Annotated in this window: 16 protein-coding genes; 9 read left to right on the forward strand and 7 right to left on the reverse strand. The window is 72.6% G+C overall.

Features of this window, described 5'->3' with window-relative positions; translation table 11 throughout:
• Positions 1-62: 62 nt before the first annotated feature.
• Together VT52_RS28045 and VT52_RS28050 are read left to right on the forward strand one after the other, a co-directional pair.
• Positions 63-410, forward strand: a complete 348-nt coding sequence (locus tag VT52_RS28045) for a hypothetical protein (RefSeq protein WP_046426363.1) — start codon at positions 63-65, stop codon at positions 408-410.
• 64 nt (positions 411-474) lie between these two features.
• Positions 475-666 (forward strand): hypothetical protein, encoded by a 192-nt coding sequence (locus tag VT52_RS28050; protein ID WP_240509904.1) that lies wholly within the window; start codon positions 475-477, stop codon positions 664-666.
• A gap of 21 nt (positions 667-687) precedes the next feature.
• Here the strand turns inward: VT52_RS28050 and VT52_RS28055 are convergent, their stop codons facing one another.
• A complete protein-coding gene (locus tag VT52_RS28055; RefSeq protein ID WP_046426361.1) occupies positions 688-1,713 on the reverse strand; it encodes an alpha/beta fold hydrolase in 1,026 nt (341 codons plus the stop codon).
• Between the two features lie 113 nt (positions 1,714-1,826).
• Between VT52_RS28055 and VT52_RS28060 the strand changes: the two genes are divergently transcribed.
• Positions 1,827-2,585, forward strand: coding sequence for a TetR/AcrR family transcriptional regulator (locus VT52_RS28060; protein ID WP_046426360.1), 759 nt, complete (start codon positions 1,827-1,829; stop codon positions 2,583-2,585).
• A 95-nt stretch (positions 2,586-2,680) separates the two neighbouring features.
• Positions 2,681-3,793, forward strand: coding sequence for an ADP-ribosylglycohydrolase family protein (locus VT52_RS28065; RefSeq protein WP_046426357.1), 1,113 nt, complete (start codon positions 2,681-2,683; stop codon positions 3,791-3,793).
• A 9-nt stretch (positions 3,794-3,802) separates the two neighbouring features.
• Here VT52_RS28065 and VT52_RS28070 read toward each other — a convergent pair whose 3' ends face one another.
• Both VT52_RS28070 and VT52_RS28075 read right to left on the reverse strand, forming a co-directional pair.
• Positions 3,803-5,740 carry an MFS transporter gene (locus tag VT52_RS28070; protein WP_206306619.1) on the reverse strand — a complete coding sequence of 646 codons (1,938 nt, stop codon included), beginning with the start codon at positions 5,738-5,740 and terminating at the stop codon, positions 3,803-3,805.
• Positions 5,741-5,935: 195 nt separating this feature from the next.
• Positions 5,936-8,470, reverse strand: coding sequence for a D-alanyl-D-alanine carboxypeptidase (locus VT52_RS28075; protein ID WP_079175322.1), 2,535 nt, complete (start codon positions 8,468-8,470; stop codon positions 5,936-5,938).
• 144 nt (positions 8,471-8,614) lie between these two features.
• Between VT52_RS28075 and VT52_RS28080 the strand changes: the two genes are divergently transcribed.
• From VT52_RS28080 to VT52_RS28090, 3 genes are all read left to right on the forward strand, one after another.
• Positions 8,615-9,370, forward strand: a complete 756-nt coding sequence (locus VT52_RS28080) for a GOLPH3/VPS74 family protein (RefSeq protein ID WP_046426352.1) — start codon at positions 8,615-8,617, stop codon at positions 9,368-9,370.
• A 281-nt stretch (positions 9,371-9,651) separates the two neighbouring features.
• The gene (locus VT52_RS28085) at positions 9,652-10,509 is read left to right on the forward strand and encodes a helix-turn-helix domain-containing protein (protein ID WP_046426349.1); all 858 of its coding nucleotides are present in this window, start codon (positions 9,652-9,654) and stop codon (positions 10,507-10,509) included.
• Between the two features lie 188 nt (positions 10,510-10,697).
• Positions 10,698-10,889 (forward strand): DUF397 domain-containing protein, encoded by a 192-nt coding sequence (locus tag VT52_RS28090; RefSeq protein ID WP_046426347.1) that lies wholly within the window; start codon positions 10,698-10,700, stop codon positions 10,887-10,889.
• A 109-nt stretch (positions 10,890-10,998) separates the two neighbouring features.
• Here the strand turns inward: VT52_RS28090 and VT52_RS28095 are convergent, their stop codons facing one another.
• The 3 genes from VT52_RS28095 to VT52_RS28105 form a co-directional block, all read right to left on the reverse strand.
• Complete coding sequence (locus VT52_RS28095; protein ID WP_046426346.1) at positions 10,999-11,862, reverse strand: MerR family transcriptional regulator; 864 nt, start codon at positions 11,860-11,862, stop codon at positions 10,999-11,001.
• Positions 11,863-11,939: 77 nt separating this feature from the next.
• Positions 11,940-12,428 (reverse strand): glutathione peroxidase, encoded by a 489-nt coding sequence (locus VT52_RS28100; protein ID WP_046426344.1) that lies wholly within the window; start codon positions 12,426-12,428, stop codon positions 11,940-11,942.
• A 49-nt stretch (positions 12,429-12,477) separates the two neighbouring features.
• Positions 12,478-13,458 (reverse strand): ArsR/SmtB family transcription factor, encoded by a 981-nt coding sequence (locus tag VT52_RS28105; protein WP_046426413.1) that lies wholly within the window; start codon positions 13,456-13,458, stop codon positions 12,478-12,480.
• Positions 13,459-13,619: 161 nt separating this feature from the next.
• On the opposite strand from VT52_RS28105, the gene VT52_RS28110 reads away from it, so the two are divergent.
• Positions 13,620-14,831, forward strand: coding sequence for an MFS transporter (locus VT52_RS28110; protein ID WP_046426342.1), 1,212 nt, complete (start codon positions 13,620-13,622; stop codon positions 14,829-14,831).
• Here the strand turns inward: VT52_RS28110 and VT52_RS39025 are convergent.
• The gene (locus VT52_RS39025) at positions 14,788-17,349 is read right to left on the reverse strand and encodes an amino acid permease (RefSeq protein WP_063888375.1); all 2,562 of its coding nucleotides are present in this window, start codon (positions 17,347-17,349) and stop codon (positions 14,788-14,790) included. The genes VT52_RS28110 and VT52_RS39025 overlap by 44 nt on opposite strands.
• 294 nt (positions 17,350-17,643) lie before the next feature.
• Between VT52_RS39025 and VT52_RS28120 the strand changes: the two genes are divergently transcribed.
• Complete coding sequence (locus tag VT52_RS28120; RefSeq protein WP_046426411.1) at positions 17,644-18,276, forward strand: hypothetical protein; 633 nt, start codon at positions 17,644-17,646, stop codon at positions 18,274-18,276.
• Positions 18,277-18,317: the final 41 nt, after the last annotated feature.

The raw sequence follows: 18,317 nt of genomic DNA on the forward strand, positions 1-18,317 counted from the left end.
CGTCGTACCGTCGGCTCCACCGGTACCGTACGAGGACCGACCCACCCGCACCGGAGGTCACCGTGAGCGCCCAGACCGACGGCCCGTACGGACCGCTGATCCCCATGCCTGAACTGACCCCGGACGCGCTGCGGGCGGCGGTGGCACGTATCGCCCCGAGCCGGATCCCCGCGCTCACCCAGCACCTCTTCGAGGCCACGACCAACGCTCAACAGACGCAGAGCCTGGCTCCGCTGCGTGCCTTCGTGCATTCCTGGGCCGTGTTCGTCGCCATTGAGCGGCATCCTCACCGTGCTGCCCATCTACGGGAGTTGGAAGCCGTCGTGGACGCGGGCGAGCAGGACCCGGCCTGCGCCATCACCGAGATCCGGGCGATCCGCGAGGCGGCTGAGGCGGAGGCCGGACTGTGACGGACTGGGCTTGGGACTACAACCCGAGCGCGGAGTACATCACCGGCGGACTACCCCCGGGGTAGTGGCGGAGGTGGAGCGCCTCGCGGTCGAGCTGGCGGCTCTCGGCCACGATGCCGTCAAGGTAGGGCGGCCGATTGACCGCGAGGGAGGGCTGCGTGAGTTCGACATCCTCGGCGGACGAGGCTTCATCAGTTTTCTCGCCGTGCCCCGTCACGAGTGCGTCTACATCTGCAACATCACCTGGTACGGCTGATCCGGTCCCACTCCGCCGGGCTCAACCATCCACCCCCACCCCCGCCACCACCGGCCTCACCCTCCCCACCAGCAGTTCCAGGAACACATCCGGACGCCGGAAGGCGGCGAAGTGGGAGGCGTCGGGGATGAGGGCGAAGTCCTTGAGCGGAGCCGTCAGTTGGTCGTGGAAGCGGCGGGCCGGTTCCGGTGGGGTCAGGACGTCCTCGGCGCCCTGGAAGAGGAAGACGGGGAGGTGGAAGGTGGTGCCCTCCGCGTATTCGTCCAAGGACATGGCCTGCGGGCCCAGTTGTTCGGAGAAGGTCATGCCCTTCAGGTAGGCGCGCAGGTCGCGCAGGGTGTGGAGGGGAGAGAACCAGAGGGAGCGGATGACGACCGTCTTCATGGTGTCGTAGGTCAGGGGGTCGGTCGTGGTCACCGTCTTGGCGTAGCAGGACCACTCCTCGGGGGACCAGGCCGCGTGGTCCGGGCCCATCGCGGTCAGGCGGGACAGCTGCCGCCGCTTTCCGGCACCGCGCAGACGGTCGAGCAGGTCGTCGTAGGCGGAGGTGTCCGTGCCGCCCGCGATGATGTTCTGGTCCGTGCCGACGTACGCCGAGTAGCGCTCGGGGTGGTCGCGGGCCAGGCGCAGGCCGGTGACGGTGCCGAAGCTGTTGGCGAGCAGGACGACCTTCGGCACGCCGAGGCGGGCGCGGACATGGTCGGTGAGCTCCAGCGCGTCGGCGTAGAGGCGGTCGAGGGTCAGCTCGCCCTGGCCGGCCGGGCCGTGCGCCGCGAAGGTCCGGCCCGCGCCACGCATGTCCCAGCGGACGATCGTGAAGTGCCGCTCCCAGGCGCGGGTGCGCGGCGTGAAGATCGAGTTCGAGGCGCCGGGGCCGCCGTGGAGCTCCAGGAGCACGGGGTTCGACCGGTCCTCGCCCCGGACGGAGATCCACTGGTCGAGGCCGCCGATACGTACGTACGACGATTCGTCGATGCCGTTCGGGGCGGTGATCCGGAGGGACTTGGCGAGGGCGCGGCGTTTCAGGGCGCGGTAGGTCAGCAACATGGTGTTCCCCCTAAACTGTTTATGCCGCCAGCAATAGGCGGCGGTTTACGGTATATACAGTTGGTGGGGCGCCAGTCAAGGGGCGGGCGCCCTAGGGGAGTCGGGAGCGGATCGTGGTCGAACGGGACAGCGTACGGAGCAAGGGGCAGCAGGACGAGACGCGCGATCCCCGTACCCTCCTCGCCCTGCTCTGGGGCGAGCAGGAGCAGCCCACCCGGGGGCCCAAGCCGAAGCTGACCCCCCGGCGCATCGCCGCGGCCGCCGCCGAACTGGCCGACCGGGAAGGGCTCGACGCCGTTTCCATGAGCAAGGTCGCCGGCGGATTCGGGGTGTCGGCGATGGCCCTGTACCGGTACGTCCCCGGCAAGACCGAGCTGGTCGAGCTGATGGTGGAGGAGGTGATGGGAGAGGGGCCCGAGATGCCGGAGAGCGGCGAGGACGGGCACTGGCGGGCGGCCGTACGCGCGTGGACCCGGCAGTGCGCGGACGTGTACGCCGCCCACCCCTGGCTGCTCACCGCCACCGCCCTGCGCCGCCGCGTCCTCGGCCCCCGGCAGCTGCGCTGGCTGGACGCGGCGCTCGCCGCCCTCGAACCCACCGGCCTCGACGGCGCCCAGCGGCACCGCGTCTTCCTGCTGCTGATCGGGCTCGTGCGCAACGTCGCCCAGCAGCAGGCCGACCACGAGGAGGAGCAGTCGGCCGAGTGGGACCGGCTCGCCGCCGACCTCCTCGCACGGCACGCCGAACGCTTCCCCGCACTCACCAAGGCCATGGCGGACGGTGCGTTCCGGGCGGACGGTGTCGATCCGCTCGAATTCGGGCTGGATCGCATTCTGGATGGTGTCGAAGCGGTCATAGGCGGACGTGAATGACCCGTGAGGGTCGCCCCGGCGCACCGGGGGCCGTCTTCGCGGTCGATTAGAGTGCGGACCGTCGAGCGGGCGGACGGTGCCTGAGGAGGGTCTGGGTGGCTACGACGACCGGTGCCGTCTGGGGCCGTGCCGAGCAGCAGGACTTTCGCAGCAGGGTGCGCGGCACCCTGCTGGGGGCCGCCGTGGGCGACGCGCTCGGCGGGCCCGCCGACGCGCTCACCCTGGAGGAGATCCGCGAGGCCCACGGGCCCGAGGGACTGCTCGACCTCACCACCGGGCACGGGCGGCGCGGCACCATCACCCACCACACCCAGCTCACCCTGTTCAGCGTGGACGGGCTGATCCGCGCGCAGGTGCGCCGCGACACCGGTGCGTGGCATCCGCCGACCGATCTGCACCGGGCGTATCTGCGCTGGGCCGCCACCCAGCGGGACTGGGGGCCGGACGAGCGGCGCGCGGAGGACGGCTGGCTGGCCCGCGAGGAGTGGCTGTACACGCGCCGCGAGCCGACCCGGCCGCTGCTCATCGGGTTCGGCGACGAGCACATGGGCACGCTGGACAAGCCCAAGAACCCGGCCGAACGGGGGCCGGAGGCGGTCGCCCGCTCCGCGCCCTTCGGACTGCTGGTCGGCTGGGAGCCCCAGCTCGTCGTCCAGCTCGCGGTGGAGTGCGCGGCGCAGACCCACGGCCACCCGGTCGGCTATCTGTCGGCGGGCGCGTACGCCGTGATCGTGCACGGACTCGCCCGCGGGGAGAGCCTGGACGGCGCCGTGCAGCAGGCCCTCGCGCTGCTCGCCGTCCGCCCCGGCCACCAGCCGGTCTCCGCCGCCCTCCAGTGCGCGCTCGGCGCGGTACGGCAGGGCATGCCGAGTCCCGCGCGGGTGGCGGAACTGACCGGCGACGGCACGGCCGACGGGCTGCTCGCGGCCGCCGTCTACTGCGCCCTGGTCGGCGAGGACGTACGGCACGGCCTGTGTCTCGCCGTCAACCAGAGCGGCCCCTCCGCCGCCGCCGGCGCCCTCACCGGCGCGCTCCTGGGCGCCCTCCACGGCGAGACCGCCCTCCCCCCGGCCTGGATCGCCGAACTGGAGGGCCGCCCCACCATCCTCGAACTGGCCGACGACTTCGCCATGGAGATGACCCAGGGACCCGCCCTGCACGGCCCGGCGGGGTCGGCACCGGGGTGGCTGGCCCGGTACCCGAGGTAGGCCCCTGCGTCAGGGCTGCTTCAGGGCGTCGGGACACGGCGTGCCCCGCGGCAGCTGGTACGGGGCCGCCAGGCGGTACGTGCCCGCCCGCGGCGCGATCAGCATCGTCCACTTGTCGCCGTTCGCGTCTTCCGGGGTCTCCATGAGGCACCCGTTGAGGTTGCGGTACTTCTTCTCCGTGCCCGGCGGCGAGGGGATCGGCTGCGGTCCCTTCAGGCTCTTGCCGTCGGCGTCGACCACGCTGAGCCAGGGGGAGTAGGGGATCCGGATCAGGATCCGGCCGGCCTGCCGCACGTCCAGGGTCATCTCGCCCTGCTCGGCCCGGTCCACCCGCGCGTGCGGCTCGGCAAGCGGCGTCGGGTCGGTCACCCGGAACAACTGCCAGTTGGCGTCGCCCCAGATCTGCGTCAGGTACGGCATCCCGCGCCGCAGCAGCTGCCGCTCGCGCTGGCCGCCGTCCCCGTCCGGGTTGTCCTTGGGCAGCACCACGAAGTGCACGGCCCACCGCTGGAGCCACTCGTGGTAGTTCGCCGAGTTGAGCGTGTCGTCGTAGAAGAGCGGGTTGCGCTCCATGTCGGCCTGCCGGTTCCAGCCGCGCGCCAGGTTGACGTACGGCGCGAGCGCCGACGCCTCCCGGTGCGAACGCGCCGGCACGACCTCGACGCGCTCCCGCTCGGCGCCGACCTTCTGCAACTGGTTGATCAGCGGCGCCAGCTCGCGCGCCCAGGACGCGGTCGGGGTCGTGTGCACGATGTCGTCGACCGACTTGTAGCCGATCCACCCGACGAACCCCAGGAACGCCACCACCGTCGCGTACCACTTCCGCGATCTCGGCACGGTGAACGGCAGCGCCGCGATCAGCGTCGCGCCCGCGAACAGCATCGGCAGCCGCGAGATGTTCGAACCGATCTGCGAGCTGACCAGCCACACCCCCACGACCATGACGCTGTAGACGGCCGCCGTCAGCCGGACCGTGATCCACTCCTTCGGCACCAGGAACAGGCAGAGCAGGCCGTACAGCAGCGGCATGACCACTGAGCCGATCGTCATCGGCTGGGTACCGGAGAAGGGGAAGAGGAAGTACGACGCGGCCACCACCGCCGCGGGCGCCAGCCCGAGCGCCCACGCGCCCGGCCGCCGCTTCTGCAGGAACAGCGCGACCGCGACCAGTCCGACGAAGAGCCCGGAGACCGGCGAGGCCATGGTGGAGAGCCCGGCCAGCGGGGCCGCCACCGCGGCCTTCGCCCAGCGTTTGTGCCGCCAGCGGTACGGCCAGCAGAACACCGCCGCCACCGCGCCGAGCGCGATCATCGTGCCGAGCCCGAAGGTCACCCGGCCCGACAGCGCGTTGCACAGCAGCGCGAACACCCCGGCCATCGAGGCCCACAGGGGGTTCCGTACGGCCCGGCTGCGGATGAGGATCAGCGTGAGCAGGCCCGCCGAGACGGTACCGGCGGCCATCATCGTCGTACGGACGCCGAGGATGGCCATCAGATACGGCGACACCACGCTGTACGACACCGGGTGCATGCCGCCGTACCAGGCGAGGTTGTACGCCGAGTCCGGGTGCCGGCCGACGAACTCCGCCCAGGCGTCCTGCGCCGCGAGGTCGCCGCCACTGTTCGCGAACGTGAAGAACCAGATGATGTGCAGCACGCCCGCGAGCGCGGTGACCCACAGGACGGGGTGGCGCAGCATGCGGGCGCGGAGGGGTTCGAGGGGGGCGAGGAGGCGCGCGAGGCGGCCGCCGGGCGTCTCGGGGGCCGCGGGGGCGCGTCTGCCGGCGCCCGGCGAGTCCGTCCCGCCCGGCGCGTCCGTACGGCCGCTCGGGTGACGCGTACGACCCTTCGCGCCGGTGTCCGCGTCAGGCGTGGACAGGCGTATTCGTGGGCCGTTTTCCGGGCCCGGTCCGGCGTCGTCGGCGCGTGTCGGCTCCGTAGTGGCCACCTGAAGGCACTCCCCGTGTCCCGTCTTCTGTTCCCGGCCGTTTTCTCCGGTGTTCCCGGCCGCTTCCCGTGCAATTCGCGGCCGTGTCCCGGGAACCGGCGACCTGCCCGTTTCGTGACGCTAGCACGCACCCCGCCACGGGGCTCCCGGGTGGGGCGCCGTGACGGGGTGCGCGGGGGTGTGCGGGGCGTGCGCTCAGCCGACGCGGGTGAGCTTCGCGCCGAAGCCGGGCTTGGCCAGATCCTGCTGGAGTGCCACCGGGACCTTGATGGCGGCCGTGGTGCCGTCGCCCACCGTGAGGGTGCCGACCCGGGTGCCGGCCTTCGCGGTGTGCGGGACGGTGTCGGAGGTGAAGGACAGCTTGACCTTCAGGCCCGACCAGCCGACAGCGGTGACGTCCTGGGTGACCACGATCGGGGTCCGCCCGCCGAGCTGGTCGTCCACGTAGCCGACCACGTCGCCCTTCTTCAGGATCTTCGCCGAGGTCAGCGCCTGCTCGGCGCCCAGCAGCGCGGTCTTGCTGACGTTGTTGGCCGTGTCGAGGATCGACGGGCCCTTGTGCTGGCCGAGGATCGCGCCGACGACGGTGACGGTCTGGCCACCGACCTTCTTGCGGGCGGCGAAGAGCAGGTTGCCGCCGGCCGCGGTGGTGGTGCCGGTCTTCAGGCCGATCGCGCCGATCCAGTAGGGCAGCGAGTTGTAGTTCGGCCAGTTGTGGCCGGTCGGGTCGGTCCAGCTCGCCGCGCTGGTGATGGCGACCAGGGCGGGGATCTTCACCACCGCGCGGCCGATCTTCACCTGGTCCTCGGCGGTGGAGACGGTGGTCTCCTTCAGGCCCGAGGGGTCGGTGTACGTCGTACCGGTCATCCCCAGTTCCTTGGCGGTGGCGTTCATCTTCTTCACGAACGCCGCCTCCGAACCCGCGTCCCAGCGGGCCAGCAGCCGGGCGATGTTGTTGGCGGAGGGGATCATGACGGCCGACAGGGCCTGCTTCTCCGTGAGGGAGTCACCGGCGTGGATGGTGTTGAGGGTGGACTCACCGCTCTTGCTGTAGCCGCCCTCCTTCTCCGCCAAGGCGTCCACCTTGATCTTCGGGCCCTCCTGACCCGGCTTCAGCGGGTGGTCGCGCAGGATGATGTACGCGGTCATCGTCTTGGCGACCGAGCCGATGGCGACCGGGGTCTGCTTGCCGAAGTTCCCCATCGTGCCGATGCCGTCGCCGTCCATCCAGCCCTGGCCCTCGCTCGGCCACGGCAGGTTCACCTGGCCGCCGTCGAAGGTGTAGCTGTCCTTCGCGGTGAGCGCGAGGGTGGGGGACGGGAGGGGGCGCAGCGTCTGTACGACCGCGAAGACGATCACCAGCAGGATGACCAGCGGGGTCCAGATCTTGACCCGCCGCAGGAGCGTGCGGGTCGGGGTCTCCGGGGGCGGCGGGGTGTTGGTCAGCTCCGCCAGGAGGTCGAGCGGGGGCCTGGGGGGCAGCGGCTGCTGGGTGGTGCGCTCGGGGCCGACCTGGGGAACGGCGGTGGTCTCCTCGGCGGGCGCGGACTTGGGCTTGTGCCGGACGTCGTCCTTGAGCGCGACGAACGTGCTGGTGCGCTCGGCGTCGGGCTCGTCCTGCTTCGCCCCCTTGCCGACCTTGAGCATGGTCGTGGGCTGGTCGACCTGGTCCTTGGGGCGTACGGCCTTGAAGACGGCGGTCGGCCGGTCGACGGTCCCGGCCCCGGCGGTCCCGGCCCCGGCCTCGGACTCGCCGTCGGTCTTCTCGTCCGCACCGTCCGTGCGGCTCTCGCCGTCGGCCGCGGACGGGTCCTGCGGGTCCTTCGCGCCGCCGTCGGTGTCCGCGGGCTCGCCGGGGGCCTTCCCGGCCGCGCCGGCGTCAGCCTCGGCGGCGGTGCCGGCCTTCGCCTCGGCGCCGTCCTTCGTCCCGGCGTCCGCCGGGGTCTTCGGCCGGGCGCCGGCCTTCGCGCCGGCGTCGGCCTTCCCGGCCGCGCCGTCCGCCGGGTCCTCCGCCTCCGCCTCGGCACCGGCCTCCGTGTCGGACCCGTCCGTCACGGAGGCGCCCGGCTCCGGGTCCCCGGCCGCGTCGGTCGCCGCACCGGCGTCCGCGTCACCGGCCGGAGTCCCGTCCCCGTCCGCGCCGTCGTCCTGCGCTCCCGGCGCGTCCTCAGCACCGGAACCGGCGTCCGGCTCCGCGCCGTTGCCCTCGGCGGCCGCCTTCGCGTCCGCACCGGAACCGGTGTCGGTCGCGTCCGCCTCCTCCGCGTCGCTCCCGGAAGCCGCTCCGGTGCTTATCGCGCCCGTCGCCGCCTTCGTGTTCGCGTCGCCCTCGTCGCCCGCGTCGGGCGCGTCCTCCGCCACCCCGGCGGCGGAACCCTCAGCGTCCTTCGCGGAGGCGTCCGTTGACGTCTTTGGCCCGTCCGCGTCCCGGACCCATGCCGAGACCGCGTGGCGCAGGGCGGTGTCCTCCTCGACCGCGGGAGTGCGGAACACCTTCGTCGCGGTGTCCGTGCCGCCGTTCGAGGAATCCTTTTGCCCGGCGCCGGTACTCCCGCCGGACCCGCCTCGGGCCACCGCGAGGCGGGGATCGCGGGCCTCGGGAACCGAACCCGCGTTCCCCGACGTCGCTCCTGCCGACGACTCACGCTGCTTCGACCTGTCGGGGGACTCGCCCGCCACCGATGCCTCCTCATGCGCCGCACGCCCACGCGCGCGCCCTGTCCGAACCATGTACCAGTGTCCTGTGTGAGGGCTTGGCCCCTGTGGTAGACGAGAACGACATACCTACTGGTTCCCTCACGAACCGGTCACGCACCCTCGACAGACCAATGTGAGAGGGGTCACCCTGTCATTCATCCACGCGGGGAGGCATGGATGGGCAGGAGCCGCAGAACACTTCCGGAGGAGCTTCTGCTGCTGGCACTGGACCCGACCACGGGTACCACTGCGCAGCCGCAGTCGCTCGACCTCGGTCTGGCCGGTGCACAGCTAGTGGAGCTGGCGCTGGCCGGACGGATAGCCCCAGACGGGGATCGTATCGCCGTGGTGGTGCCACGGCCGACAGGAGATCCAACTCTGGACTGCGCGTTGGAGTTGCTGCGAAGGCGCGGCGCTCCGGTGCGAGCCGTCCACTGGATCGGCGGGCCCCGGCTGGGGTTGCGCCAGACGTACCTCTCGCACCTGGAGCGGTGCGGCATGGTCGCCGCGGTGCCCGGCCAGATGTGCGGGGTGCTGCCGACGACGCGCTACCAGGCGACGGACACGGCCATCAGCCGGGAGATCCGAGGCCGGCTGGACTCCGCGATCCGCACCGGCGTACCGCCGGACCCGCGGACCGCGGCGCTCGCCGCCCTGGCGCACGCCGTCGGGCTCGGCAAGCATCTGTATCCGGGCAACGAGGGCCGATCGTCCCGTTCCCGGCTGCGGGATCTGATCCGGCACGATCCGATGGGCGGGCTCGTCGCGCACGCCGTGATGGACGTGCAGAACGGCGCGGCCGCACAGCCGCGCCGCGGTCCGGCCGCCACGGGCCGGCCGACCGCGCCGGGAGCCCGGAGCGCGGCCGAACCCGCGCACGGGGTGCCGATGCAGTCGCGCCACGGGGTCATGGCCCGTGCCGTGGCGCACTGATCCGCACCGCGCCGCGACGAACGTCCCCACAGGCCCGGTTCGGGAGCCGCAGGCAGAGCGGGGTGGCGGGACCTCCGGGTCCCGCCACCCCGCTCGGCCGTATCCGTGGCCCCGCGTGTCCCGGGCATCCCGGGCGGCCCGGGTGAACCGGCGTCCGAACAGACGCCTGTGCGTGCCGCATATCGAGCATTTCCCAGCGCTGGCGAGCGCCTTGGTGGCAGTCTGCTCAGCAGCAGATACGGAAAGTGTCAGTACAGGCAGCAGCCGGAGGTGCGCGTCCCGTGGCGTCCAATGTCAATCCCACCGTAAGGCGGCGCCGGCTGGGCCAGGAGCTTCGAAAACTCCGCGAGCAGAAGAACATGACGGCCGAAGAGGTCGCCGAGCGCCTGCTCGTGTCCCAGTCGAAGATCAGCCGTCTGGAGAACGGCCGCCGCAGCATCAGCCAGCGCGACGTCCGCGACCTGTGCGGGGTCTACGAGGTCGAGGACCAGCGGGTCGTGGACTCGCTGATGGAGATGGCCCGGGACTCCAGACAGCAGGGTTGGTGGCACACCTTCGGGGACATCCCCTACAGCGTGTACATCGGTCTGGAGACCGACGCCGAGTCGCTGCGGGTCTACGAACCCCAGATCGTCACCGGCCTGCTCCAGACCCCGGCGTACGCCGAGGCGCTGGTGCGCGGTGCGCTGCCCGAGACATCGGCCGCGGAGATCGAGAAGCGGGTGGGCGTGCGCATGCGCCGCCAGGAGCGGATCACCACCGAGAACGAACCGCTGCGGCTCTGGATCGTCCTGGACGAGGCCGCGCTGCACCGGGTCGTCGGCGGCAAGCATGTGATGCGCGAGCAGCTGGAGCACCTCCTCAAGCTGTCCGAGCTGCCCCATGTCACCGTGCAGGTCATGCCGTTCGAGGTGGGCGCGCATCCGGGGCTCAACGGCCAGTACGCGATCCTGGAGTTCGCGGACGCGGCCGACTCCAGCGTGGTCTACCTGGAGGGCGTCACCAGCGACCTGTACCTGGAGAAGGCCCAGGACGTGCAGAAGTACGCCGTGATGTACGAGCATCTGCGGGCCCAGTCCCTCAGCGTGGAGGCGTCCCGGCAGTTGATCGACGAGACGGCCCGGAGGTACACCGACTAGGTCCCGGCCGCGGAGGGCGCGTCATCGTACAGGGTGAACGCGCTTCCCTGGAAGGCACGTTGGAATATGCCATCCGGTCGAGTGAACGCCGCCTCCGGCTGCGGCAGTTGCCCGGTAGCGTCGATCACGCCAATCGGACATCGCGTTGGCGTGAACCGCACTACCGCAACTCGCACACAGGAGTGGACATGGCACTGATTCAGGGCGCTTCGGAGACGTGGCTGAAGTCCTCCTACTCCGCGGGCAACGGCGCCTGCGTGGAGGTCAAGTCGCCCGTCACCGCCGAACTGGCCGTCCGTGACTCCAAGGTCGTCGAGGGGCCGGTCCTGGCCTTCCCCGCCGCCGCGTGGAACGCCTTCGTGGACTCGGTCAAGGCCTAAAGAGCTCGTCCCTGACCCTCGTTCCGACGAACACAACAGCACACGCACCACCCAAGAGCCCTCTCGACCAGACGCCGTCCTTGCCGAGAGGGCTCGGTCGTGCCCGGACTCAGCGGGCGCGCACCGGGAACGCCACGTCGCACACCGGGTCCTCGGGTCCCGCCGCCGTCCAGTCGGCGAAGTAGATCTCCCGGCAGGGCCCGGCAGGCTCCAGCCCCTCCCGGCCCAGCCACTCCTCCACCGCCTCGAACGCGGCGAGGATCTGCGGATGCGCCACCTGCGCCTTGGTGATCCGGACGTACGCCAGCCGGGCCGCCGGCTCCACCCGCACCCCGGTCTCCCGGCCCCGGCCCTGCCGTGCGGCCCAGGCCCGTGCCGCCGCCTCGTCGGCCACCGGCACGCAGGCCTCCGCGGGCCCGTCGCTCTCCGTCGACACCTCGGCGTGGTAGACGACGAACGGCGCCGCCGCCACGCCCCCGCACTCCCGGGCGGCGGCCTCGAGCCGGCCCAGCGAGGCGCCGATCCAGGCCGGCAGCTCGTCCGCCAGCGTGTGCCGCGACTCGGTGATCACCACCCGCGCCGGCACGTCCACCGTCTCGACCGCGAACTTCCCGTACATCTCTTCACTCCTCCCGGACAGCCGTCCACGGAGGTACTCGGCGAGGGTCCGCTGCCCGGCCAGCCGGGCCTCCACGTCCGCCCAGTAGGCGCCCAGCAGCCGGGCCGCCTCCCCGCCCTCGGCCCCGGCCACCTCGGCGATCCGGGCCAGCGGCATGTCCAGCCGCCGCAGCAGGGCCACCAGCCGGGCGCGCTCGACCTGGGCGGCACGGTAGTAGCGGTAGCCGCTCGATTCGTCGACGTACGCCGGGGCGAGCAGGCCGAGGCGGTCGTAGAGCCGCAGGGCCTTGGCGGACAGCCGGGCCCGCGCGGCGAACGCCCCGATGGTGAGCAGATCCTCGTGCACCGATGTCATCCTCCGTCGCCGGGCGGTTCCGTCCCGCCCGGCGACGGTGACGCTCGGCCCTGCCCCAGGGGCAAGGTCAAGCGGGTTCAGCCGAGCTGGGCCTCGATCGCCGCGACGACCTCCGCCGACTCCGGCTCGGCCTGCGGCGAGAACCGGGCGACGACGGTGCCGTCCCGGCCGATCAGGAACTTCTCGAAGTTCCAGCGGATGTCGCCGCTGTGGCCCTCCGCGTCCGCGAAGCCCACCAGGCGCTCGTACAGGGGGTGCCGGTCCTCGCCGTTCACCTCCACCTTCTCGGTCAGCGGGAAGGTCACGCCGTACGTCGCCGAGCAGAACTCGGCGATCTCCTCGGCGCTGCCCGGCTCCTGCCCGAGGAACTGGTTGCACGGCACGCCCAGCACGGTGAAGCCGCGCCCGGCGTAGCGCTCCTGGAGCTTCTCCAGACCCGCGTACTGCGGGGTCAGGCCGCACTTGGAGGCCACGTTCACGATAAGGACGGCCTGGCCGGCGTACTGCGGCAGGTTCGCGGCGCCGCCGGTGAGGGCGCCGATCTCGGTGTTCAGCACAGTGGTCATGGGCGCGATGGTATGCGGCCGAGGTGTCCTCGGGGCGCGCGCCCGCCCCTCATCCCGGCCCGAGCGGCGCGGCCGCCGTTACCACCGCGTCCCCGGCGGCGGTCCGGCCGTACAGCACCGACCGCCCGGTCCTGCGCCCCGCCACCAGACCCGCCTCCCGCAGCACCTTCAGATGCCGCCCGACCGAGCCGAGACCCTGCCCCGTCACCGCCGTCAGCTGGCTGGTGGTCATGGGGGAGCCGAGGAGGGCCAGGACGCCCGCGCGGGCCGGGCCGAGCAGGGCCCCGAGGGCGGCCGGGACCGCGCGGGCCCCGGGGTCGGCGAGGACGCCCGCGCAGGGGTAGACCAGCGCGTACCGCTCCCCGTCGTCCCAGGACACCCAGCCGTGCCGCTGCGGGGTGACCGGCACGAAGAGCATCTCGGCGCCGGAGATCTCGCGCGGCGGGTACGCGTGCAGGTTGATCTGGAGCCGGTTCTGGCCCAGCCAGCGGGTGCGGCCGGGCCGCAGCGAGTCCAGCACGCTCACCCAGCCGCCCCGCCCGGCCTGCGCGGTCCGCGCGGCCACATCCGCCTCCAGCACCCGCCGCTGCCGCTGCCAGTACGGCCGTACGGACTCCCGCCACACCCGGTCGAGGAGCGCGGCCGCCCGCTCGGGCAGGTCCTCGCGGTCCAGCACGGCGGGCAGCGGACCGGCGAGGGCGGTGCGCAGATGCGCGCGGGCGAGGTCCGGCGCGACCGAGCGCACCCGGGCGACCTCCGCGGCGAACTCCTCCCCGTCGCGGGGCGTGGGGGTGAGGAAGTCGGCGATCCACTCCCGGCCGAGACCCGCCCGTACCAGCCGGTCCGTCACCGGGTCGGCCGCCAGCAGGGCCTGGTACCGGGGCAGATGGGCCCGCAGCCACTCCCGCTCACCGGGATGCGCCGCCTCGCCCGCGTGCAGCAGCTTCAGCCGCGCGAACGTCTCCGCGAGCGGCGAGATCACGAACCGGCTGCGCGCGAGCGTGTCCGCGTTGAGTTCCCACCAGCCCACCGCCACCGCCCCCGAACCGCTTCCCGTCGTACGCCCTTCGCACAGCACGCCCTTCGCACGGTACGACCCATCGCGCGGGGACGGCCATTCGCGCGGGGACGGCCTTTCGCGCTGCCGCGAAACAATAACGGCCCGGTCCGCCCCGGCCGAGACTCCCCGGTGTGACCAGCTACAGATCCCTTTTCCACACCCCCGAGTTCACCCCGCTCTTCCTCGGCTCGGCCGCGCAGACGGCGGCCGGCACCGTCGGCGGCCTCGCCCTCGGCACCCTCGTCTACCGGGCCACCGGTTCCCCGCTGCTGTCGGCGGTGAGCATGTTCGGCCCCTCGCTGGCCCAAGTGCTCGGTGCCACCGTCCTGTTGTCAGGCGCCGACCGGCTGCCTCCGCGTACGGCCCTGACGGCGATCGCGCTCGTCTTCGCGGCGGGCACGGCGCTCCAGGCACTGCCCGGACTGCCGGTCGGCGCGGTCTTCGCCGTGCTGCTCGTGACGGGCCTGGTGGCCTCGCTCGGCGGCGGGGTCCGCTGGGGTCTGCTGAACGAGATCCTCGCCAAGGACGGCTACCTCCCCGGGCGTTCGGTGTTCAACATGATGAGCGGGCTGACGCAGATCGCGGGTTTCGCCACCGGTGGGGCCCTGCTGGCCGCGCTGTCGCCCCGCGTCTGCCTGCTCCTGTCGGCGGCCCTTTACCTGACGGCCGGGCTCGCGCTGCGCCTCGGCCTGTCCGCCCGCCCGCCCCGCAGCACGGGCCGCCCCTCCGCCTCGGCCACCTGGCACACCAACTCCCTCCTCTGGTCCGACCGTTCACGCCGTCTCACCTATCTGGGCCTGTGGCTGCCCAACGGCATGGTCGTCGGCTGCGAGTCGTTGTACGTGTCGTACGCCCCGCACGCGGCCGGCACCCTCTTCGCCTGCGCGGCGCTCGGGATGTTCGCCGGGGACGTCACGGTGGGCCGGCTGCTGCCGCCCCGGGTGCGCCGGAGGCCGGCAACGCCCCTGCTGCTCCTGCTCGCGCTGCCCTACCTGGCGTTCGCCGCGCACCCGCCGCTGCCGCTCGCCGCGCTCTGCGCCACCCTCGCCTCCGTCGGCTTCGGCGCGAGCCTCGTCCAGCAGGAGCGGCTGATGGACCTCACCCCAGATGAACTGGCGGGACAGGCACTCGGGTTGCACTCCTCCGGCATGCTGACCATGCAGGGGGTGAGCGCGGCGGCCGCGGGCGCGGTGGCCCAACTGACCACCCCGGCCACGGGGATGGCCCTGATGGCGACGGGGTCGGTGGCCGTGACCCTGGTACTGGCCGCGGCCGGCCGGCGCACCCCCCGCCCCCTGCTCACCCCTTCGGCGGCGGCGGAAGGGTCTGCTCGGTCCAGATGACCTTGCCGGTGGGGGTGTAGCGGGTGCCCCAGCGATGGGTCATCTGGGCGACGATGAACAGCCCCCGGCCGCCCTCGTCGTCGCTCGCCGCGTGCCGCAGGTTCGGGGTGGTGTGCCCGGTGTCGGAGACCTCGCAGGTCAGGGTGCGATCGCGGATCAGGCGCACCTGGATGGGCCCGCCGGCATAGCGGATGGCGTTGGTGACCAGCTCGCTGACGATGACCTCGGTGGTGAACGCCAGCTCGTCCAGCCCCCAGTCGTCCAGCTGCTTGCTGACGCTGCTGCGCAGCGCGGCGACCGCCGCCGGGTCGGCGGCCGGTTCCCACTGGGCGAGCCGGGTCCGGTCGAGCAGCCGGGTGCGGGCCAGCAGCAGGGTCGCGTCCTCGTCCACCGCCCCGGTCAGCATCGTGGTGACCGTCTGCTCGCACAGTCCGGTCAGGGACCCCCGGTGGCCGGTGAGGGAGCCGGCGAGCCGGCGCAGCCCCGCGTCCTGCCGGTCGGACGCCTGGAGCAGACCGGCGGTGAACAGGGCGAGGATGCTGCCCGGGGCGAGCCGCAGCTCGGTGCTCCGGTACGGCAGGCCGCTGACCCCGAGGGGCGGCCCCGGCGGCACGTCGAGGTCCCGGGCGACGCCCGTGTCCCCGGCCACCAGCACCGGCGGCGGCCCGCCCGCGCGCGCCATGCTGCACCATCCGGAGACGGGGTCGTACACCGCGTACAGGCAGGTCACCATCGCCTCGTCGGCGGGCGGCGGGGCATGGCCCTGGCGGGTGGTGCCGCTCGGGGCGGGGGCGCGTTCCCGTTCCTGGGCGTTCTGCTCGGCGAGGTCGTCGAGCCGGGTGAGTACCTCGTCCGGGGCCAGGTCGAGGCGGGCGAGGACCCGCAGCCCGGTGCGCAGCCGGCCCATGGTCGCGGCGGCGGGCAGCCCGTGTCCGAGCACGTCCCCGACGACCAGGCCCACCCGGGTGCCGGACAGCGGGATCACGTCGTACCAGTCGCCGCCCACCCCGGACCCGTTGTCGGCGGGCAGATAGCGGCTCGCCGTCTCGCACGCGGTCTGCGGGGGCAGCCGGCCCGGCAGCAGGCTGCGCTGGAGCTTGAGCGCCGTGCTGTGGCCCCGGGTGACGACCGGCAGCAGCAGCAGGCCGATCGCGAGCGTGCCGAGCCCGAGGACGGTCACCCCGCCGACCCGCCCGACCACCGGGAGGTCGACGGTGCTGGCGCCGTACCCCGGTTCGGCGTAGACGAAGAAGGCGGCGTACACGAACAGCAGCACCATGAGCAGCCCGCCGAGCCCCGGCATCAGGCCCTTGCAGATCAGGTCGTGGGGGCTGCGGGTGAGGACCTTGCGGTGGTACCAGAGGCAGGCGAAGCCGGTCAGACCGTACTGGAAGGCGATCGCGAGACCGACGGAGTCGACCGAGTCGGCGAGGACGTTGCTGCTGAACGACGACAGCAGGACCAGCAGCGCGACGGAGGCCACGCCCATGCCGAGCGTGGCCCAGGTCGGGGTGAGGAACCTGCGGTGCACCCGGGCGAACCGGGCGGGCACCGCCTTGTGCACGGCCATCGAGAAGACGGTTCTGGCCAGCGGCAGGATGGTGGTCTGGGCGGAGGCCAGCGCCGAGGTCAGCACCATCAGGATCAGCAGCCGGGACAGGAACAGCCCGGTGCCGCCACTGCCGAAGACCGCTTTCCCGAGCGCCGAGAACACGTCGTCGTGGTGATCGGCGTTGCCGAGTCCGATACCCGTGCCGCCGATGCCCGCGAAGGACTGCGCCGAGGTGGCGACCAGCCCGTACATGACCAGCAGCAGCACGGGGGAGAGCACCGCGGCCCGCCCGGGGACGCGGGTGCTGTCGACGGTCTCCTCGTTGACGGACACGGCGGTGTCCCAGCCCCAGTAGATGAAGACGCCCGCGAGGACGCCCGAGGTCAGGGCCCGCACGGAGGACACCTCGAAGGGGTTGAACCAGGACGCGGAGACATGGATGGCGGTCGGGGGCGGATCGGTGTAGACGCGGACCAGCGCGGCGACGGCGAACAGCAGCAGGACCGCGACCTCCAGACACAGCAGCCAGCGCTGTACGGCCGCGGAGACCGTGATACCGACGTAGCAGATCACGGTGAGCAGCCCGATCCAGACGACCCCGGCGACCGTGACCCACAGCCGGCTCTCGCTCAGCCCGTGCAGCCCCACCAACCGGAATCCGTAGGCGCCGGCGACGGTGGCGAGGTTCGCCATGACGATGATGTTGGCGACGATCAGCCCCCAGCCGCCCATCCATCCGGTCCGCGGTCCGAACGCCCGCGTCGCCCAGGTGAAGGTCGTCCCGCAGTCCGCGTCGCTCGCGTTCAGCTCCCGGAAGGCGTACGCGATCAGCAGCATCGGCACGAACGCCAGCATGGTCACGATCGGCGCCTGGAGCCCGACGCCCGCCACGATGATCCCCAGTGTGGCGGCCAGACTGTACGCGGGTCCGGTCGACGCCAGCGCCATGACGACCGAGGAGAACATCCCCAGCGCGTTCCCGCGAAGCCCCTTCCGCCCCACGCCGGAACCCGGAGCGGGCCGCCCCCCGGACACACCCCTGCTCCCGAAAAGCCTCACATTCGATTCCAACGCGGGGGTGGCCGGCGTGCAAATACAGGAGCGGCCGACGGAGGAGGCGGAGCGGTCCCTCCCTCGCCCGCTCCCTCCCCCGCCCCACGCCCGGTCGCGTGCGCGTCCCCCGTGGGGCAGCATGAGGCCGTAACCGGGTGATCAAGGATCAACCGGACATCGATGGTCGGCCGGAAGGGAACGGATGCCATGCGTAGCGGTGTGTCGAGGGGCGGACGACGGCTGCGGTTCCGGAGCGCGAGCGCGGCCGCCGTCGCGGTACTGGCCACCGCGGGCACCCTGACGCTCACGGCCTGCGGCGGCAGCGGCGGCGGCACGACCGTCAGCCCCCGCCCCACACCTCCCGCCACGGAGTCCTTCACGGGCACCCCGCCCTCCCCTCTCTCCTCGGCCGCCTCCTCCGCCGTCGCCTCGGCCCGCGCGTCCGCGTCCGCCGCGGCCTCCTCCGCGTCGGCGCGGGCCGACGAGTTCGAGGCATCGGTCTCGGCGGCGGCCGAACGGGCGAACCAGGAGGCCCACAAGCGGCTGGCGAACGTACAGGGCCGGGGCAACGCCGCCGCCGACGTCTCCCTGAGCGGAATCCCCCGCGCCCAGGTGAACGACCTCCAGGCCGCCCATGTCAACATCCACAACTCTTCGGACAAGACGGCCGACTTCGCTGTCCAGGTCGACTTCCGCGACCCGAACGGCAAGGTCGTCGAGACCCGCTACGTCGGCGCCGAGAACGTCCGCCCCGGCCAGACGGTCCACCCCTACGCCATCAGCCACCAGCCCCCGCAGCCGATCCTGAAGCCGGAGGTGGCGAAGGCGGAGCGGTACTGAGAGCGGCACCGAGGAAGCGGTGTTCCCGCGGCGGCCCCGCG

The organism is Streptomyces malaysiense (assembly GCF_000980885.2).
Lineage (GTDB): Bacteria > Actinomycetota > Actinomycetes > Streptomycetales > Streptomycetaceae > Streptomyces > Streptomyces malaysiense.